Genomic DNA, 18,830 nt, shown 5'->3' with positions numbered 1-18,830 from the left:
AGGGGCGCGGTCCTCCGTGTGCGGTGCGGGCCGGCCGCACCCGTGCCCGCGGTGAGCCGCCGCCGAGCCGGGCTCACGGCCGCTGGTACGGCTGCTGCCCCGACGGCCCGTACGCCTGGCCGCCGGGCCCTGCGACGCCGCCCCGGCCGCCGGCCTCCTGGGCCTGGAGCTGCTCCGCCTGTTCCCTGGTCACCTGCTGCTCGGCGCCGCAGAAGGTGCACTGCGTCGCGTACTTCGTGGAGAACGGGAAGAGCGGCACGAAGAACAGCGTGAACTTCGTGACGCGTTTCCTGAGCGTGTGCGCGGAGGGATTGCCGCACCGGCCGCACACCAGCGTGAGTATCGCGAGCTGGTAGAGGTATCCCTTGGTGCCGAAGATGATCACGAGCTGGGTCCTTCCCGGTCGGCCCCCTGCGAACGCGCAGGACACGCAGATCCTCTCCCAGACTGCGCCCCGAAGGGCACCGGAAGCCACCTGGAGCCGACCGCGCCCGGCACCTCAGCCCTCCACGCCCTCCCAGCGCAGCAGGTCTCCCGGCTGGCACTCGAGTACGTCGCAGAGCGCGGCGAGCGTCGTGAAGCGCACCGCCTTGGCGCGGCCGTTCTTGAGCACCGCCAGGTTGGCGGGGGTGATCCCGACCCGCTCCGCCAGTTCGCCCACGGACATCTTGCGCTTCGCCAGCATCACGTCGATGTCGACGACGATCGGCATCAGATCACCTCTGCCAGCTCGGCCCGCATCCGGGCAGCCTCGATGTCGCGCGCGACGGCCTGGGCGAGCAGCATCCGCAGGACCAGAACGATCAGCGCGACCCCCAGGACGGCCACGACGACCCCGCACAGCAGCAGGACGATGCCCGGCGCGACGGCCTCGCCCGGGGCCAGGACGACCGCGAGCGCGAACACCAGGAGCGCGGCCGCGACGAACGCGCCGATCACGACATGCACGTACCGGAAGGCGGCGAGGGAGAACACGGTCCCGCGCCGCACCATCGTCACCAGCCGCCAGACGCAGACCAGCACCGTCTGGACCGTCACGACGCCCAGCACGACGATGACCAGCACCGGTGTGCGCACCGACGCGAGGGCCGCGTCGGCCCCCTCGAAGTCCATGGCCAGCAGCGGCACCATCACCGCCTGGACGAACACCGAACCCGCGAGCAGCACCGCGAGTACGGCACGCAGGGCAAGCACCATCAGGTTCCCCATCGCCCCTCCTTCACTTTCTTCGGTTCTTCGCATTTTCAGGTCTTCGGGTCTTCGGGTCTTCAGGCCACCCATCGTCTCGCGATGGGAATCTATCGAAAAGCGATAGGTCAGGCAAGTGGTGGACGGCCGGAGTTCCGCGGCGTCCCCCACCTGACCCGACGACGCAGCCGGCCCCTACGCCTCGAGCGCACATGACGGACGACCTCCGAGGCGGTACACCGGCCCCGTGGAGTACGCGGCACCCGGCCGCACCTTCGAGATGCCGGCGGGTGAGGAAGCCCCAAGGCTCCGCACCCCTCGCGTCAGGACTCGTCAGATGACACGTCGCCTCGACCGCGAGAACCTGGAGCGGTCACACGCTCACCAGCTGATCCCGGCCGCCACCGGCAGGTGGTCGCTGCCCGTGGCGGGCAGCACCCACGCTCCGGCCGGCTTCACGCCGCGCACCAGGATGTGGTCGATCCGCGCCACCGGGAACTCGGCCGGCCAGCTGAAGCCGAAACCGTCCCCGGCCGCGTCCTGGACCGAGTGGAGCCGCGAGGTGATGCCGGCGAACGCGCGGTCGTCCATGGTGCCGTTCAGGTCGCCGAGCAGCACCACCCGCTCACTCCGGTCGGCTGCGACGGCCGCGCCGAGCGCCTCGGCGTTCCGGTCCCGCGAGCCCGTCCAGAAACCCGACCTGGGATTCAGCCGTACGGAACCCAGGTGGGCCACGTACACCACCAGCGGACCCTGGTCCGTGGCCACCGTGGTGCGCAGCGCCCGGTTGTCCGCCATCCTGACGCCGGCCGGCTTGGTGTCCGCCAGCGGCCCGTAGTCCGTCGCGATGTCGACCGGCCGCGTGTCCGACAGCGGCAACCTGCTCCACAGCCCGACCGTGCCCTGCACCGTGTGGTAGGGGTACGCCTTCGCCAGCTCCCTCTCGTACGTGCCCCGGGCCTGCGCGGTGATCTCCTCCAGGGCGAGCACGTCCGCCCCGGAGGCGGCCAGGCCGCGGGCGGTACCGGCCGGGTCGGGATTCTCGGCGCCCACGTTGTGGGTGGCCACGGTGAGGTCGCCGCCCGGGTGGGACTTGTCCCCGAGCAGTGGGCCGAAGAGGCTCAGCCACACCGTGACCGGCAGCAGCAGCGCGGTCACCGCGGACGCGGAGCGGCGCCGCAGCGCCCCGGCCGCGAGCACCGGGACCAACAGGCCGAACCACGGCAGGAAGGTCTCCGCCAGGCTGCCGAGGGCTCCGATCCGGTTCGGAATCCGCGCGTGCAGCAGCATGACCAGGCCCAGCAGCAACGCCGACGCCGTGAGCACCGGGCCGCGCTTCCAGGGCCCCGGCCGGGTGGCGGCGCGCAGGGCCCGGCGGACGCGCGGCGCCTTCGTCCGTCCTCGTTCCGCTGTGATGGTCACTGCCGCGTCCTCCGGTCCTGGGTGAGGTCGGCGTACATCCGCGGACAGCCGCGGTCGCTCGCGCCGGAACGCAGTCGGTGGTGCCGGGGCTCGTCCTCGTGAGTCCGGCACAGCCCGCACGCGTCCCCGCGCCGGGCCGGCGACGCCGTCGCGGCAGAAGGCCCGAGCGGTGGTGCGGCCGAGCGGGAGTGCGACGCCGCCGCGGGGGCCGTGGGGGAGGCGGTCGAGAAGGATGCCGTGGAGGCTGCGGGGGCTGTGGGGGAGGTGGTCGAGAAGGATGCCGTGGAGGACGCGGAGGCCGTGAGGGAGGATGCCGTCGACCGGAGGCCGACGACCACGGCAGTCACTGCGACGACGACCGGCGGGCCGGCGACGAGACGCCGACGCACCGGACGGCTCCGTGTTCGTGCTGATCGTGGGATGTGACGCATACGGCCAGTGAAGGCGGCCCGGTGTTGCCGGCGCGTATGCGGTTTTCGATACGCCGACGATATGCGCCCACTCGTAACCTCGGCAGCATGCGTGTGCTGATCGTCGAGGACGAGCCCTATCTGGCGGAAGCCATCCGCGACGGCCTGCGCCTGGCCGCGATCGCGGCCGACATCGCGGGCGACGGCGACACCGCGTTGGAGCTGCTGGGCACCAACGCCTACGACATCGCCGTACTCGACCGCGACATCCCGGGACCGTCCGGTGACGAGATCGCCGAACGCATCGTCGCCTCCGGCAGCGGCATGCCGATCCTCATGCTCACCGCGGCCGATCGTCTCGACGACAAGGCATCCGGCTTCGGACTGGGCGCCGACGACTACCTCACCAAGCCGTTCGAACTGCGGGAGCTCGCGCTCAGACTCAGGGCACTCGACCGCAGGCGCGTCCCCAGCAGGCCACCCGTGCGCAAGATCGCGGGTCTGCGCGTCGACCCGTTCCGCAGAGAGGTCTACCGGGACGGCCGCTACGTCGCGCTGACCAGGAAGCAGTTCGCCGTGCTCGAAGTCCTGGTCGCCGCCGAGGGCGGTGTCGTCAGCGCCGAGGAACTCCTGGAACGCGCGTGGGACGAGAACGCCGACCCGTTCACCAACGCCGTCCGCATCACCGTCTCGGCCCTGCGCAAGCGTCTCGGTGAACCCTGGATCATCGCCACCGTTCCGGGCGTCGGCTACCGCATCGCCCCACAGCCGGACGCGGGGGCCGGGGCCGGGGCCGGGGGAGGCGACCGTGGATAGGCCGCCCGGGTGGAGCGTTCGCCTCAAACTCACCCTCAGCTACGCGGGCTTCCTCATGCTCGCCGGCCTGCTGATCCTCGCGTCGGTGTGGGTGTTCCTGACGCGCGTGCCCCACGTCGGGCTGATCTTCCAGCCCGACTACCAATACTCCGTCGTCCGCGACTTCGCGCCGATCGCGGCCGTCGTGCTGGCCTTCCTGCTGGTGTTCGGCCTGCTCGGAGGATGGCTCCTCGCCGGCCGCATGCTGGCCCCCCTGACCCGCATCACGGCCGCCACCCGCACGGCCGCCACCGGGTCCCTCTCCCACCGGATCCGGCTGCCGGGCCCCAACGACGAGTACCGCGAACTCGCCGACGCCTTCGACACGATGCTCGCCCGGCTCGAAGCACACGTCGCCGAACAGCAGAGATTCGCCACCAACGCCTCTCACGAGCTGCGCACCCCGCTGGCCGTCTCGAAGGCGCTGCTGGACGTGGCCCGCACCGACCCGAACCAGGACACCGGCGAGATCATCGACCGCCTGCACGCCGTCAACACCCGGGCGATCGACCTCACCGAGGCCCTGCTCCTGCTCAGCCGCGCCGGCCAACGGTCCTTCGCCCCGGAACACGTCGACCTGTCCCTCCTCGCGGAAGAAGCCACCGAAACCCTTCTGCCCCTCGCGGAGAAGCACGGCGTCACCCTGGAGACCGGCGGCGACCTCACCCCCACGCTCGGATCACCGGCGCTCCTACTGCAACTGAACACGAATCTCGTGCACAACGCGATCGTCCACAACCTCCCCGGCCGGGGCACCGTGTGGATCCACACCACCGCCGTCCACACCACCGCCGGCCCCGGAGCCACGCTGCTCACCGTCGAGAACACCGGCGACCGGATCAGCCCCCAGCGGGCAGCCACACTCACCGAACCGTTCCAGCGCGGCACCGAACGCGTACACACCGACCACGCGGGCGTGGGCCTGGGTCTGACCATCGCCCAGACCATCACCCAAGCCCACGACGGCACCCTCACCCTCGTCCCACGCGGTGACGGCGGCCTCCGCATCACGGTGACACTCCCCGCGGCACCCGAGAGAACCACTCGGGGGCCGACCCGCTGAGCGAAACCGGCCCTCTGGGTCTCATGGAGTCTCCCCGCGGCCGGTCCCAGCGACAGCGCGAGGAAGGGTCGGCTCCCCGCGCTGCGGCCACGGGCCTGACGCCGCCCCAGGCCAGGCCGCGGCCCCGGACCACGACGAGACCGTCACCGGCCGGAACCTCGCACGGTAGTCGGCTCCCATACGGTTCCCGACCCGCTCCCGGAAACCACTCAGGGACCCGACCCGCTAAGCGGATCAGGCCCCTGACCTGGTACTTCACTGTCGGGGTGGCGGGATTTGAACCCACGACCTCTTCGTCCCGAATGAGGTTCGGGCGTGATCGACGCCGGGCGCTTTGGTGTTTTTCCTGGTCAGGGCATTGGGCTGAGATGGTCTCGGGTGGTCTCGAAGGGGCTTGGGGAGAGGGTTGGCTCCCAGATGGCTCCCACCCAGCACTGCAGCTCGCATGGTGGAGCAGCGACGCCGGATCGGTCCGGAGTCGTTCGCCACTGTGGTGGATGCATGCGGGCACAAGGTATCCACCTGAGCAGTCGACCAGCGTGACGGCGGCCGTGGCAAAGTCCAGATGTGCGGCCAGCCGAGTCCAGGCTGATGGCCACCGGAATTCCCGGTGGATGGCCGTCTGACCAGTGGTGTTCCTGATCACTTCCTTAACTGGAGGAGACCCCTCCGCCCGTTTGCTGGTGTTTGCGCGCATCAGCTACCGGCCGGAGAGGTCCTGTGACGAAGTCTGACACGGAGATTATGGAAATCCTTGAGGCGTACGACCTGACCGGGACGGTCTGGTCGGCGGCGAGCCTGGCGGGACACGACCCGAAGACGGTCAAGCGGTATGTCGAGGCCCGCAACGGCGGGCGCAATCCCTATGAGCGAGAGCCGCGGCCGAAGATGATCGACGCGTTCCTGGAGAAGGTCGAGGAGTGGGTCGAGCAGTCGAAGGCGACGATCCGCGCCGATGTGGTCCACGAGAAGCTGGTGAAGATGGGCTACCGGGGCAGCGCGCGCTCGACGAGAAGGGCGGTGAACGCCGCGAAGGCGGCGTGGAAGGCGGGCAAGCGCCGGACGTACCGGCCGTGGATTCCCGAGCCGGGCCGGTGGCTGCAGTTCGACTGGGGCGAGGGTCCGCGCATCGCGGGGCGTCGGACGTGGTTGTTCTGCGCGTGGCTGTCCTGGTCGCGGTTCCGGGTGGTGATCCCGGTCTGGGACTGCACGTTGGGCACTTTGGTGGCCTGCCTGGACACCACGTTGCGGCGGATCGGCGGGGCGCCGACGTATGTGCTGACCGACAATGCGAAGACGGTCACCGTCGAGCACATCGCCGGGATCCCGGTGCGGCATCCGCAGATGGTCGCCGCGGGCCGGCATTACGGCTGCCAGGTGGTCAGCTGCGTGCCCTACGACCCCGAATCCAAGGGCGGTGCGGAAGCCACGGTCCGTATCGCGAAGGCCGACCTCGTGCCCACGGATGCGAACCTGCTGGCCGCCTACGACACCTTCGCCGACCTCGCGGATGCCTGCCTGACCTGGTGCGACGCGGTGAACTCCCGCCGCCACCGGGCGACGGGTCAGATACCCGCCGACCGCCTCGATATCGAACGCACCACGCTGCATGTCCTGCCCATCGAACCCCTGGCGCTCGCGCTGGGCGAGGAACGGCTGGTCGGTTCGGATCGCACGATCAGCTTCAACTCGGTGCGCTACTCGACCCCGCCGGGCTATACCGGCGTGAGGGTGTGGTGCCGGGTTGTCGGCGAGGAACTGTCCATCACTGCCCGCACCAACTCCGGTGATCTCTCCGAGATTGGGCGCCATCAGCTTTCCACTCCGGGTGTTCCGCAGATCATCGACGAGCACTATCCCGACCATCCCGACGGCCGCAGCATTCACCAGCCGAGGCTGCAGCCCCGCTCGGAAGCTGAGATCGCGTTCGTGAGTATCGGCCCCGGCGCGGGCCGCTGGCTCAAGGAAGCCGGACCCGCAGGCGCCACCCGCATCCGCGCCAAGATGGCCCGCGCGGTCGAGCTGGCCACCGTCCTGGGCAACGACCGGGTCGACCAGGCCCTCGGACTCGCGGCCACGGCCGGGCGCTTCGCCGACGGCGACCTGCTGTCGATCCTGGGGCACATCGCCGACAGCAAGCCCGCCGGCGAGGTCGTCCGCGCGGACGAAACCCACTCCGTCCAGAACGGAACCAGCGGCTGGCAGGCCCTGGGCCGCTGATCCAATTAGCCGCCCGCCACCACCTTTTGACTGCACGTCACCCAAGAGAACGGCACCTCCATGAGCTTTCCCAACCCGCCCGCGATCCCCGAGGAACTCGACAAGCTCATGCGCCGCATGCGCCTGCCCTATATGCGCAAAGCGGCCCCCGATGTCCTGGCCACCGCCCGCGCCCAACGCTGGGACCCCGCCGAGGTCCTGCGGCTGCTGATAGCCGAGGAGGTCACCGGCCGCGACGCGGCCACCCGCCGGCTTCGCCGGCACTCGGCGAACTTCCCCACCGGCAAGACCCTCGGCTCCTGGCGGGCCGAGGACTCCACCATCCCCGAACCCACCCAGAACTCCCTGACCACCCTCGAATGGATCGGCCGGGCCGAGAACCTGGTGATCGCCGGACCCTCGGGGACGGGAAAGAGCCACTTCACCGAGGGACTCGCCCAGGCCGCGATCGAGAAGGACATGCGGGTGTCCTGGTTCACCCTGGAGACGCTGAGCTCCGTGATCGGCAAGTCGAAGGTCGACGGGTCCACCCCACGGACCGTCGCCCGGATCTGCCGGGCCGATTTGATCGTCATTGATGACATTGGCCTGCTGCCCGTCGGCGAGGACGCCGCCGAGGCGTTCTACCGGATCATCGATGCCGCCTACGAGCGCCGGTCCATCGCGGTCACCAGCAACATCCACCCCTCGGGCTTCGACACGATCATGCCCAAGACCCTCGCGGGCGCCAGCACCGACCGCCTCATGCACCACGCTCACCTCGTGACCACCACCGGCGACTCGCACCGCCTCGCCGAGGCCCTCGCCGGGAAGGGAGTGGTCCCCTTGAACTGACCCCCACCCCCAGGAACACCACTGGCCACACGCCTGGGTTTCTGATGGCCACCAGCCTGGTCATCCAACGGCCACCCACCTGGGCATCTCAGTGGCCGTTGACACAGCGCCGGGAGACCAGTTCAGCGCGTTCAAGCGTCGTCTCGCGCGAGGTTCGGCGGCGAAGGCTGTCGGAGCAGTCCGGGGGGACACGGCGGCATCGCGGACCTGGCTATTGTTCGTGCGTTTCGGCTCGGAGACCCAGTTGGCCGAGGCCCTCCTCGACGACCAAGTCAATGACATGCGGGGGTATCTGCTTCGAGGATCGAACGGAAACGTTCAGTTCAACGCGTACCTCGGCCCCCTGCGCGGCGAAAGGCAGAACCGCCACTTTTACGACGTCGCGAACCTTGTCGGCCGGGACGTCTGCAATATGCAGTCGCAGGCCGGTGGGGCCTGCCGAGGGCGGCCTTGGCGCTGGTGCCTCTGAGGTCGTCGACTCTCTGGTCTCGGGGGCGACAGACGTCCCTGTCCGCGGGCTACTCGCGCTACTCGTGTCGGAAGGACGCGCAGGAGGTGCCTCAGGACCACGCAGGGCCTGGGCGCGTGCGGCCCGTACCAGCCACGTGCCTGGCTGGAAGTCGATCTCATCTGGAGAGATCTCCTCCCCGATGCGGATCACTGCGTCGGCTGCCTGCCAGGTGGCTCCCGAAACGAGACCGAAGACTCCACGCCTGACCCCCTCGGCGAGACAGTCGCGCAGCACCTCGGCAGAGGCGAGCTTCGGCAACCGGGGGAAGCGCCGGAACGCCTTGAGCAGGTCCTCGATCTCGACTGCTTCCACGTCTGCCGGCAGCAGGTCGAAGCGGTCCGACAACAATGCGGCCGGAGCGAGCCTATCCAGTAGACCATCACCTGACCGCAGGCGTTCCGTGACTCGGGAGGTGACGGTCTCGCTGGCTCGGGGCAGCCCGAGGTCGAGGTGCTGTGTGGTGGGCGGCGATCCGCCCGTGCCGTTGGCCAGCAAGAACACATGTCGGTAGGCCGTGGTGAGCAGCCCGGGGAGTCGGTCCTCGGCGCGTACGACCCTTTCACGAAGGTCGGTCTGCTGTTCCTGATTAAACCGCTTCAGCCGGTGTACGTCGTCTCGCAGCTCGCGCATCGCCGCCAGGGTTCGTGCCAGTGCGCGGGCACGGCCGAGGGCGCCGGTGTCGGGAGCGACCAGGACCAGCGTGTTCTTATTGATACGGCCGGACTGGTCGTATTCGCTCAGGATGCGTTGGGCTGCGTCCCTGACGACACCTGGGGCAGAAGGCTCGACCCGGTGCTCGGGATCGAGCAGAGCGAGTGTCAGACGAGGTTCGTCGCGGACGTCCGCAGAGCTTAGGACGTCTGTCAGGGTGCGCCAAGGGGACTCGGACGGAACCACACTCTTGGTGGCCCTTTCCAGTAGCTCGGCGATCGCGTCCTCGGGTACAGCGCTCTCACGTTCGACGATGACCTTGTTCAGGTTGGGTTCGGTGGTGAAGCGGTAGCGGCCACCCTCGTAGCGCATGTACCAGGCGACATTCTTGACGGTGTCCCGGACATCTTCGAGAGCGCCGCGAGACAGCCCTGGTCGGCCCACACCGACGGTCATCTGGGCGTCGGATGCCCCGGGGACCTTGTCGGAGCCGAAGGAGTTGACGAAGGCTGTCGTGGCGAGCTTGGTCGCCAGCCTCAGCTTCTCGACCTCGCCGCCACGGCGCTGGTCCTCGATGCGGGCTCGCGAGTCCTCGCGAATGATGTCGGCGTTCAGGGCCGCCAGGTAGGAACCACCGGTGATCTTCAATATCTCAGCCCGCACGCCGGGGTCATGGAGAGGGATGTCCCCCGGGTGGATAAGGGGGGAGATACGCCCTTCCGCATGGAGAGCCTTGATGCTGTGTGCGAGGGTGCGCAGTGCACCGCGTGTGCGCTGGAAGCCGGACAGCGAGCCCCAGCGATGGGTGAGCAGGTCGATCAGCTCGGGATGGAAGGGGTAAGCGGCCTCGATGCGATCGCGGTAGACCGGATCACGGTATACAGCTGGCAGAGCATCGCCGAACTGCTCGGCGTAGTAGTCGCCGTAGGCGTCCGCGACGATACGGCGCTGGGCTGGAGTACCGGTGCTCTGGAACAGCCGGGTATGAAGGACGGGAAAGATGTCATCGCCTTCGACGGGCGTGATGACGTTCTCGGTCCGGCCGAATATCTTTGCCAAGCGCTCCAGTAGATCCTCGTGGTTGATACCCGTGAAATCTTCGAGGTGGGAGGCGGTGAGGGTCGCGACCAGACAGGCGCCGGGGGTGTTGGCGACCGCCGTGGTCAACTCTTTAATGAAAACTAGAGTGTTGGTGGTGAGAGCGCCTTGGTCGCCATCGGCGGTGATGGTCTTCGCTAGGTATTCGAGGGTCTCATCCATCAGAATGAGGCAAGGCGTGTAGCGCTTGAGCAGGGCCACTAGATGAGCGGTGGAGGTCGCTTGGCGGGCCTCGTCCTCCGCGCGAACACCCTCGTACGCTTCTTGCCCGCCAAGTTGAAAGGCGAGATGACCGAGCAGTGTACGTCCCGGTGAGCGGTTCTCCTTGGTGCGATCCGGGGCCAGGGCGGAGCCGTCGAGGACTACGACTGTGGCTTGCGGAAGGCGGCCATCTTTGATGGAGGAGGAGAGCTGGCGGGCAAGTCGGGTGCGTGACAGTGCACGGGCGTTGCCAAAGAGATGGTAGGCGGACAGCAGGGTGTGGGTCTTTCCGCCACCGAATTCCGTCTGCATTCTGTGTACTGCTTTGGCGGCGGGATTTCCGGCCAGTCGATTCCCGATCTCTACAAGAGCAGTGCGCAGATTCGCTGTCAAGTACGTCTTTTGCACGAAGAGTTGGGCATCAAGGTAATCCTGTGGCCCCTCTCCTTTGCTGACCAAGCCCAGGTCTGCGGCGAACAGCGCCTCGTCGAATGAGCCGTTGACGATGTCCAGATGCGGAGGGGCTATCTCGTTCCAACTCTTGAGGCCGGCCACGGGACGGACGTTCCTTTCGCTTTGCGGGTGCTGGAGCGGTATCAGGGCTGCGGGCCGAAGAGAGTGAGCTCCTCGAAGTCGGGGGAGTACTTGGCAGCCCGTTCCGCCAGGTCGTCGCGGTTGCCACCGAGACCGAGCAGTAGAGTGCGCTCACGGGAGCCTTCCGGCAGGAGCTGGGTGACGGCGGTGACCAGTGCCCAGAAGGCAGGCTCGGTGCCTGCGCCACTGGCGCCGAGCAGCGCGTCGAGTTCCTGGCGGCGACCCTCGTCGTAGAGCAGGCAGGCGCAGTGCATGACATCTACCCAGGAGGGGCGCTGGCCGAGCGTAATGCTGCGGCGCTCGTGAGGTCCGAGGAGCTTGTAGTCAGATCCGGACTTCCGTATCAGCCCTCCCCGTACGGTGAGGGCGTCCAGATGGAGATCGAACGCGCGGCACAGCATGTATGCCTCGTCTGCGGGAATCGCCAGTCCGTCGTATGCCCAGCGCCAAGTGAGATAGAAGAGCGCACGACTGTCCAGGCGCTCCAGGGATTCACCCCCAGTGAGCGACCTGGTGGCGTGTCGGGCCACAGCCTGACGAGCCAGCACCATCAGCTCGTCAACTTCCACCTCGTCTCCCGACAGGCGCAGGACACGGGAGTAGCGGGCGAAGACCTCGAAAGCAGGGCCGATGGCCGAGACGAAGTAGTCGGCGCCGGACAGTTTCATGTCATCGAAGACAGCGAGGCGTTCGGCGATGCGGGCGTCCAGGTCGCGGACCACGTCGTCGTAGAAGCCGTCGATGGCACTGCCTACCTTGCGGCAGACCAGTACCACTGAGGAGGCCAGCACCGAGCCGACGTTGTCGGTGGTGCGACCTGTCCTTTCGGACTGCATCGGCCATGAGGTCGTGACCTTCAGGCCGGCTCGACGCAAAGCACGCAGCAAGTGTTCCCAGGCAGCGTTGTCGGTGTGGGCGAAGACCAACGAAACGATGCCGTCGTCGGCGACGACTCGGGCCACCTCGTCCAGGGCACGTTGCAGACGGGCCTCGAATTCGTCGCGGGATATGTACTCGGCGGAGTCGCGCTGGGCACGGTTCTGGATTACCTCGGCACGCTTGGGAGTCAGTGCGGTGGCGAAGAGCTCAGGGTAGATGTGTCCGATGGACCTCTTGAGCCAGACGTAGAAGAAGTCCGAGAGGTCGCCGTACTGAAATGCGTCGTAGTAGGGCGGGTCGATGATGACTGCATCGAACTCACCGTCGGCAAAGGGGAGGTGTTGAGCATTGGCGCGCTGGACTTGGGAGGGATTTCCTTCGGTGGCGGCAGCACAGTGACGCAGGGACTGGGTTATCCATCGAACGGCGCCGTCCCAGTTGCCGGGGCCTTGGGCCAACGGGTCGATCTCGCTGAAGTCCCAGGCCATGCGGATGGATTGCTGCGGGAATGTGTGTGTCGGGAATTCACCGGATGGGACCCATGCGACGAAGGATGAATTGTAATCCGCTATCCGGTCGACGGCTAGCCCTAGATACGTGGTCAGGGCATCCGCCCGTGCTGGTTCAGTGCCGCGTGCCAGCATTTCTATATGGGCAGCCCGAACGGTCTGGGCCAGCACAGCAAGGACCAACCGTTGGCGGGGCGTGAACATGCCCGCCCAGGTGTCGATGCCGTAAGTCAGGTTGGGGTAGCGCCGGTACTGGGAACGGGTCACCAACTCGTCCGGGATGGCGCTGGTTCCATCCGGATAGTCCTCCAGGCTGTCCGCCATGATTTCTGCCCGCTCAACCGCGGTGTAGTCGGCAGCCGTGGGTTCACGGTAAGTACGTTCCCCGCCAGGGCCGATGTCGAGAACCGCATAAAGGTGGTAGCCAAAGCCGTGCTCGCGTGCATAGCTGCGCAGTTCCTGGTCCGGTCGGGCGGTCCCGCAGACTGGGCAAGTAACAGTCACCTGGGAGCCGCGGCTCGTCTTGGTGCCGAGTTTCCAGTCGCTGCCGTCGGCAGGCGGGCCTTCTGCGAGGCGCAGTTCAATCCGGTCCCGTCGTATGTCGTAGTCGAGACGTATCCGGTGCCGGGTGGAATCGGCGAGCCTGCGCGAAGAGATCAGCGGAACCGTCCGGCCACAGTGCGGATCCGCGCACGGCACAGTGCGCGCCCAGAAGTACACCGCGGGCCTGGTGCCGTCCTCACAGCGTGGAAAAACCTCGGCAAGCCGGGCGTCCGCAGTCTCACGCACCCACTGGCCCCATTGGGCCAACTCGTCGATGAAAGGCCGCCCGCCATCCTCGCCCACACCGCCGAAGCGAGCGGGGTACTCCAGGACGCAACGCTGGATGAGATGGGCGACGGGGTTGATGTCGACAGCGGTGGTGTCGCACCCGAGGCGCGCGGCCTCCAGAGGGATCGCGCCCCCTCCTGCGAAGCAATCAAGGACCTTGGGGCGACGCTCGGGCCAAGCGCCGGCGAGGGCGGTGCGCAGCGGGGCCAGATAGGCGGTCCGGGAAGAAGCCTCGAAAGGGGCGGCCTGGCTGATGTCGGTGAGCAGCCTTTCACGGGAGTGCGGGCTGTCGGTTCCCGGGTCGGGGACCAAGCTAGCGAGCACCACGCTTCGGGCCATGGCGAGGGGCCTGCGAGCCCACCACAGATGCATGGTGGAGATGTGGCCGTGTCGCAGATGCTTCTCCCGTGCGGAAGCGGCATTGACGGGGGCCAGCGGGAGCTTCTCCTCGATGAGCGCACGTCTCACTGTGTGTCTCCTCCTACGGCCTGCGCTGCTTCGATGACGGGTCCGGGGGCGACGCTGTAGCGCACCTCATGCGTGGGCCGGAATTTCCCTGCGAGAGCGACAGCCGGGTCCTGAATGCGGTAGAGCCGAGGGTGATCGGTAGCGCAGTCGAGCACCACGTAGAGCCAGTAGGCAGGACCGAACTTGCCGGCAGCGATGTACTCGGACCAGGTGAGCTCGACGGTCCCCACCCCGGCGCGTCCCTTCACTTCGATGTAGCGAGTGGTCTCTGCCCGTTGGGAGACGAGGTCGAAGCCCAGGTTGTCGGCTTCGACGGACCTGAGGTCTTCGGAGCCATGTGCGTATTCGTGGTCCATGCTGATTTGGACGGCTATTCGCTCGATCTCTGGATCGCTGAGTCCACGCCCGTTCGCTGCATGCTCGGCCCAGACATCGACAGGATTGGAGGACGCGGGCGGAGGCAGGAGCACTGCCTGCGCGAGAACGGTGACAGGTCCGCGGTCCACTTGCCGTGTGCGAGCCGTGTCCGCAATCCGCCTGTCACGGCGTTCGAGCACTGTGCGCCGAATGAGTTCCGTCTTGCGATGACGGCCCTCGGCCCCGGCTCTGCCCTCCTCCAACTCCTCGTCAAGATCGAGCAGCTCGGAGTCGTAGCGAGCCAGCAGGGTGCGGAACGAGGTAGTCAGGAACTCCTCTTGAATGTCGGCCGTGCGTGCACGGCGCTCTCGGACCTCGCGCAGTCGAGCCTCGTAGACATTGGCTCGTGCCCACGTGATGAGCTGGGATTCCGGACGGGCGGGCGCCAACCCTTCCCCAGTCGGCTGTGCAGGTCGCCCAGGCAGCAGGTCGTACAGTGCGCCGCTCGTGGGGAGGAACTCGCCGGCGACCTCGATGACGGAAGCCATGCTGCGGTGGACTGTCGATCGATGTCCGTCGGTGACTTCGCCTTCCAGGATGTGCAGCAGTGCGGGAGCGCTGAGTCCGGGATCATGAAAGACGGCGCCGCGCTGCAGTGCGCTCGCTGTTTGCTCGATGACCAGATCCAGGATCGCCTCGAACAAAGGGTGCCCGGGACCGCAGAGCTCCGCCCGGGGCGCCCCTGACTCCGCGTCCTGCGCCAGCCGTTGCACGGCGACACTCTTGTCGAAGGTGACTCGCTCGTAGGTGGGTTGCAGCTGGCGCAGCGTACCCAGATCCCGGTCGCGTGCGATCAGGATGTCCGGGGTCCGAGTGACCCTGATGCTCGCGTGGTCCAGCCGCTCGCGCGCCTGGCCGTGCAGATGGTCGACGGCGTCGACAAAGAAGCGTTTGAGGTGTTCCGGAGGCAGCCGACGTTCCTCCGCCCGGGTCGTCTCCTGGCGCTGTATCCGCCAGTCGATGTGGCCCGTGACCAGAGCCTTCTCCGAGAGTTCGCGCATGCGCGCGATGAGCTGATCGTCGAACTCCCCGTCGTCTGTACCGAACTGCGCTGCTGCGTCCTCAGATGTCCGCTCACCTGATACTACGGCTTCGAGTAGTTCGGGGAGACGGTAGCCCGACAGTATTTCGCCGATGACGTCGAAGACTTGGTCCCCCAGAGCTTCGTTCTGGCGCATGGTCTCGATCTTTCCGAGCACCGTGGCCAGTACGTGCCCCTCTTTGGTGTTGGCCGCGACGAGATTGAAAATGTGAACGTTCTCGGTCTGACCGATGCGGTGCACTCGTCCCATGCGCTGTTCAAGGCGGTTGGGGTTCCATGGGATGTCGTAGTTGACCATGAGGTGGCAGAACTGGAGGTTGATCCCTTCGCCCGCCGCCTCGGTGGCGATCATGATCTGCGCATGTTCCCGGAAGTCACGCTCGGCCTGTACCCGTTCCGCAGGGCGCAGGCCACCGTGGATGACAGCCACGTCGAAGTGAGGGGACAGCTCGCGGACCAGGAAGTCCAAGGTGTCCTTGTGCTCAGTGAAAACCAGGAGCTTCTTCGAGGCGTCGTCGCCGACCCCGTACTGATCCAGGATCTTCCATAACTCCTGCAGCTTGATCTCCCCGCCCAGAAGCTCCGTCTCCTCGGCTTGCGCCAGCAGCGGGCGGAGAAGATCGAGTTCGGCCCCGATCTCTTCCGGGTCTCTGAAGAGGGAGAGCTGATCAAGGGCCTGCTCCTCGAGCGCCCAGCGCTCGTCCTCGGGACGGTCACCGTTGGTGTTTTTGTCCAGCAGGGTCGAGTCGACGTCCGTGGCTGTCGCTGTCGGCAGCTCCAGTTCCCGCTCCAGGCGCTCCACGCGGCGCTGCAAGGTACGGCAGATGGCCCGTACGGAAGAAGCCAGCCGACGCTGCATGGTCGTCAGGGCGAAACCGGACACGGATGCACGGCCGCCGTCGGTGCGCTCGCGACGGATCTCGGCGAGGCCCTGGGTGATGAATTGGGACACCCGGTTGTACAGGTCGAGCTCGGCACCATCGAGGGTGTACGCGACAGTGTGCGCGACGCGTGGCCGGAAGAGGGGACGGCCGCGCAGGTCCACCATCTGTTCCTTGGTGGTCCTGGAGTAGTGGTGCGGCATGATCTCTACGCGGTCGGGGCACCGGTCGCCGTATGCGTCGCGATCCAGCAGCCGCATCAGCCCCCACAGGGACTCCTCGCGGCCGGAGTGCGGAGTGGCCGTGAGGAGCAGCAGTCGTTCAGCGTGACGTGCCACGCGCTCGGCGGCCTTGTACCGACCGGTGCGGTTGTCGATCGCCCCGCGCTTGTTGACCTTCAGGGTGTAGCCGTGGGCCTCGTCGAGGACCGCCAGGTCCCAAGGGCGTTGTGCGGCGGCGAAGGACGCCAGGACTGTCTCCGTCTTCAGCAGATCGCGGGAGACGATGAAGACGCCGTCGGACTCCCAGGGGTTGGCCATGGGGTCCGCGTCGAGGGTGTTCCTGGTGATGCGGCGGGCCGCGATCCGGAAGCGCTCGTCGAGTTCGCGCTGCCACTGGAAGCCGAGGTTGGCAGGGGCGACGATCAGCACTCGGTCGGCCGCACCGCGGAGTTGGAGCTCCTTGATGTAGAGCCCGGTCATGATCGTCTTGCCGGCTCCTGGATCATCAGCCAGCAGGAAACGCAGTCGAGGTTCCTCCAGGAACCTGCCGTACACCGCTTCGAGTTGGTGCGGCAGCGGCTCGATGCTGGATACAGAAAGAGCCCCCATGTCGTTCTGGAAGCGTGTGCGGATCCTGCGCGCTTCCACACCGAGCCGGAAGACTCGTGCGTCCGAGTCGTACCGCCGCTCGCCGCCGACGTCGACCACCTCGATGCCGGGCAGCTCATCCTCGGGCAGGCTGACACTCCGATAGTCCCCGGCGTCGCCTTTGACGAGGAACTCCCAGTAGGCACCTGGTTGGACCTGGATCACGGTGACAGGCTCGGTGTGTCCCGGCAGCCGTAATCGTGCGCCCGCGATCAGCCTCTGCGGATCGAAAAGTGACATCTACGTCCCTCCCCCGACAAGCCGCTGCGCCTGAGCTGCGCCTCGACCGTTCGTAGATTCAGAGAGCGTACACACAGTCGACAGGGAGTCACCCTTCGGGGTGCGTCGCAACGGACGGTATGTATCGCGGATTTGAGGTCTCTGATGTGCCCCTTCGGACGTAACCTGCGCAGGTGACGGTGAGGATCCCCAGACTTGCTCAGTTGCTCGGCGCGGACTTCGACGGCCTGGATCGAAGCCATCTGGTCGAGCTCTGCGACCAGCATGCAGCCGAGGACGTGGACTTGGACTTCAAGCAGGACAACGCGTACACCAAGGACGCCGATGGACTGGACGAATTCGCCAAGGACGTGTCGGCCATGGCCAACGCGCGAGGTGGCCTGATCGTCGTCGGCGTTACCGAGAACGACCAGGGCAGCGCGGAGAGTTTGACCCCCATCACGATCAGCGACAAACTGCACAACCAGCTTGTCCAGGGCCTACGCAGTCGTGTCTTCCCCTTCCTGCCCCCGGACTTCCGCATACGCCTGATCGCTGACAGTCCCACCACTCCGGAGTGCGGCTACATCCTGATCGGGGTTCCGCGTAGTCCGGTCGCCCCGCACGCCGTTCGCCCCACCGGAGGTAAGGGGCAGCAGCGGTACGGGTACGCGCGTCGGCTGGGCCGGACCACTGCCTGGCTGGACGAGTCAGAGATAGCGACCCTCTATCGCGACCGCTTCAAACTGGCAGAAGGCCACTCTCATCGGGTAACCGCGCAGTTCGAGGACGACTGCGCGTGGTTGGCGTCTCCCGTTGATGGCAGCATCAGACTGGATATTTCTCTGGTTCCTACGGGACGAGCAGAGCGCCGCATCGACCGCACCTTCCTCCAGGATGTGCGAGGGTTCCTCGGCGTATTGGCGCGTCCAGGGGGTGCACCGTCGGCGGCTCTGTCCCGCGGCTTGCTGGGCCACGCCCCAGTGATCCGCCGGGGCCGCATGCGGATCTCCGGGCCTGGCGTCCACGCCGTCTGGCACTCCGACGGCAGCGCTCACCTTCAGATCGATCTGACTTCGGAACCTGTGCCCACGGCAGAGGATGCAGCCGCCCCTGTGCTGAACCTCACCCGTCTGGAATGCAGCGTGCTCTACGGGCTTCATCTCGCCTGCGCCTATGCGGAGTGGGCCGGAGCCTACGGAGATGCCGATGTGCTCGCCGGCACTTCGGCTCCTGCCCAGGTGCTCCTGGACCGCACGCCGCTCAATGGAACCGCCCGCTTCGTGCCGGGGGTGCCGGTGCCGAGTGATACAGGAAGTCCGTGCCATCGCATCGGGTATCTGGAAGCCCTGTGCAATGGAAGCATGCAGTTGCGCACAATGGCTCACGCCATCTCGTCTGATCTGCTTGCCGACTACGGCGTGTACGAACCGACTCTGCTTAGGCCAGACGCGACCGTGCGGTCGCAGCGCCTCGCACAGCGCGAGCGGGCCGAGATGGACGCGTGGCTCGCGTCCACGTCGGACTCGAACTGAAACGATCCCGCATCGTTTCAGCAGGCAAGGCCAGCTTGGAGTAATTGTCAAGAGTTGTGGATCAGTGGGGTTGTTCAGGCTGCGGTGACTTCGGGGCGTTCGACGAGGTGACCGTTCTTGAAGCGGGCGCCGT

The 18,830-nt window shown here is 67.0% G+C and carries 13 protein-coding genes; 6 read left to right on the top strand and 7 right to left on the bottom strand.

Translation table 11 applies throughout. The features are described 5' to 3' along the window. Positions 1-73: 73 nt before the first annotated feature. The 4 genes from ACGFYH_RS15000 to ACGFYH_RS14985 all read right to left on the bottom strand — a co-directional run bounded on the left by ACGFYH_RS15000 (position 74) and on the right by ACGFYH_RS14985 (position 2,610). A complete protein-coding gene (locus ACGFYH_RS15000) occupies positions 74-385 on the bottom strand; it encodes a zinc-ribbon domain-containing protein (protein ID WP_393803553.1) in 312 nt (103 codons plus the stop codon). A gap of 114 nt (positions 386-499) precedes the next feature. Continuing rightward, positions 500-712 carry a helix-turn-helix domain-containing protein gene (locus ACGFYH_RS14995; RefSeq protein WP_393803552.1) on the bottom strand — a complete coding sequence of 71 codons (213 nt, stop codon included), beginning with the start codon at positions 710-712 and terminating at the stop codon, positions 500-502. Further along, entirely contained in the window at positions 712-1,209 is a 498-nt protein-coding gene (locus tag ACGFYH_RS14990; RefSeq protein ID WP_393803551.1) for a DUF2975 domain-containing protein, read from the bottom strand. Before ACGFYH_RS14990 ends, ACGFYH_RS14995 begins: the two co-directional genes overlap by 1 nt. A 360-nt stretch (positions 1,210-1,569) precedes the next feature. Continuing rightward, a complete protein-coding gene (locus ACGFYH_RS14985) occupies positions 1,570-2,610 on the bottom strand; it encodes an endonuclease/exonuclease/phosphatase family protein (protein WP_393803550.1) in 1,041 nt (346 codons plus the stop codon). 210 nt (positions 2,611-2,820) lie between these two features. Here ACGFYH_RS14985 and ACGFYH_RS14980 point away from each other — a divergent pair, with 210 nt between their 5' ends. The 5 genes from ACGFYH_RS14980 to istB all read left to right on the top strand — a co-directional run bounded on the left by ACGFYH_RS14980 (position 2,821) and on the right by istB (position 7,992). Beyond that, positions 2,821-3,036, top strand: coding sequence for a hypothetical protein (locus ACGFYH_RS14980; RefSeq protein WP_393803549.1), 216 nt, complete (start codon positions 2,821-2,823; stop codon positions 3,034-3,036). A gap of 92 nt (positions 3,037-3,128) precedes the next feature. Further along, positions 3,129-3,836, top strand: a complete 708-nt coding sequence (locus ACGFYH_RS14975; protein ID WP_393803548.1) for a response regulator transcription factor — start codon at positions 3,129-3,131, stop codon at positions 3,834-3,836. After that, positions 3,829-4,938 carry a sensor histidine kinase gene (locus ACGFYH_RS14970; RefSeq protein WP_393803547.1) on the top strand — a complete coding sequence of 370 codons (1,110 nt, stop codon included), beginning with the start codon at positions 3,829-3,831 and terminating at the stop codon, positions 4,936-4,938. The genes ACGFYH_RS14975 and ACGFYH_RS14970 overlap by 8 nt, the downstream gene beginning before the upstream one ends. 744 nt (positions 4,939-5,682) lie before the next feature. After that, entirely contained in the window at positions 5,683-7,158 is a 1,476-nt protein-coding gene (gene istA, locus ACGFYH_RS14965; RefSeq protein ID WP_393803745.1) for an IS21 family transposase, read from the top strand. Between the two features lie 60 nt (positions 7,159-7,218). Further along, the gene (istB, locus tag ACGFYH_RS14960; RefSeq protein ID WP_393803546.1) at positions 7,219-7,992 is read left to right on the top strand and encodes an IS21-like element helper ATPase IstB; all 774 of its coding nucleotides are present in this window, start codon (positions 7,219-7,221) and stop codon (positions 7,990-7,992) included. Between the two features lie 211 nt (positions 7,993-8,203). On the opposite strand, the gene ACGFYH_RS14955 is transcribed toward istB, so the two are convergent. From ACGFYH_RS14955 to ACGFYH_RS14945, 3 genes are read right to left on the bottom strand one after another with little or no spacing between them, the layout of a single operon-like run. Continuing rightward, positions 8,204-11,008 (bottom strand): ATP-binding protein, encoded by a 2,805-nt coding sequence (locus tag ACGFYH_RS14955; protein ID WP_393803545.1) that lies wholly within the window; start codon positions 11,006-11,008, stop codon positions 8,204-8,206. A 41-nt stretch (positions 11,009-11,049) separates the two neighbouring features. Further along, positions 11,050-13,734 carry a DUF1156 domain-containing protein gene (locus ACGFYH_RS14950; protein ID WP_393803544.1) on the bottom strand — a complete coding sequence of 895 codons (2,685 nt, stop codon included), beginning with the start codon at positions 13,732-13,734 and terminating at the stop codon, positions 11,050-11,052. Continuing rightward, a complete protein-coding gene (locus ACGFYH_RS14945) occupies positions 13,731-17,183 on the bottom strand; it encodes a helicase-related protein (protein WP_393803543.1) in 3,453 nt (1,150 codons plus the stop codon). Before ACGFYH_RS14945 ends, ACGFYH_RS14950 begins: the two co-directional genes overlap by 4 nt. 173 nt (positions 17,184-17,356) lie before the next feature. Here ACGFYH_RS14945 and ACGFYH_RS14940 point away from each other — a divergent pair, with 173 nt between their 5' ends. Continuing rightward, positions 17,357-18,697 carry a helix-turn-helix domain-containing protein gene (locus tag ACGFYH_RS14940; RefSeq protein ID WP_393803542.1) on the top strand — a complete coding sequence of 447 codons (1,341 nt, stop codon included), beginning with the start codon at positions 17,357-17,359 and terminating at the stop codon, positions 18,695-18,697. Positions 18,698-18,830 lie beyond the last annotated feature (133 nt).

The organism is Streptomyces sp. NPDC048392, from assembly GCF_043200575.1.
Lineage (GTDB): Bacteria > Actinomycetota > Actinomycetes > Streptomycetales > Streptomycetaceae > Streptomyces.
Note: the sequence above shows the minus strand (reverse complement) of the source record. Positions and strands in the feature narration are given on the sequence as shown.

Bases quoted from the DNA above. Each gene is read 5' to 3' on its own strand.
- ACGFYH_RS14995 (WP_393803552.1), bottom strand. From the start codon at position 712: ATGCCGATCGTCGTCGACATCGACGTGATGCTGGCGAAGCGCAAGATG.
- ACGFYH_RS14990 (WP_393803551.1), bottom strand. From the start codon at position 1,209: ATGGGGAACCTGATGGTGCTTGCCCTGCGTGCCGTACTCGCGGTGCTG.
- ACGFYH_RS14975 (WP_393803548.1), top strand. From the start codon at position 3,129: ATGCGTGTGCTGATCGTCGAGGACGAGCCCTATCTGGCGGAAGCCATC.
- istA (WP_393803745.1), top strand. From the start codon at position 5,683: ATGGAAATCCTTGAGGCGTACGACCTGACCGGGACGGTCTGGTCGGCG.
- istB (WP_393803546.1), top strand. From the start codon at position 7,219: ATGAGCTTTCCCAACCCGCCCGCGATCCCCGAGGAACTCGACAAGCTC.
- ACGFYH_RS14945 (WP_393803543.1), bottom strand. From the start codon at position 17,183: ATGTCACTTTTCGATCCGCAGAGGCTGATCGCGGGCGCACGATTACGG.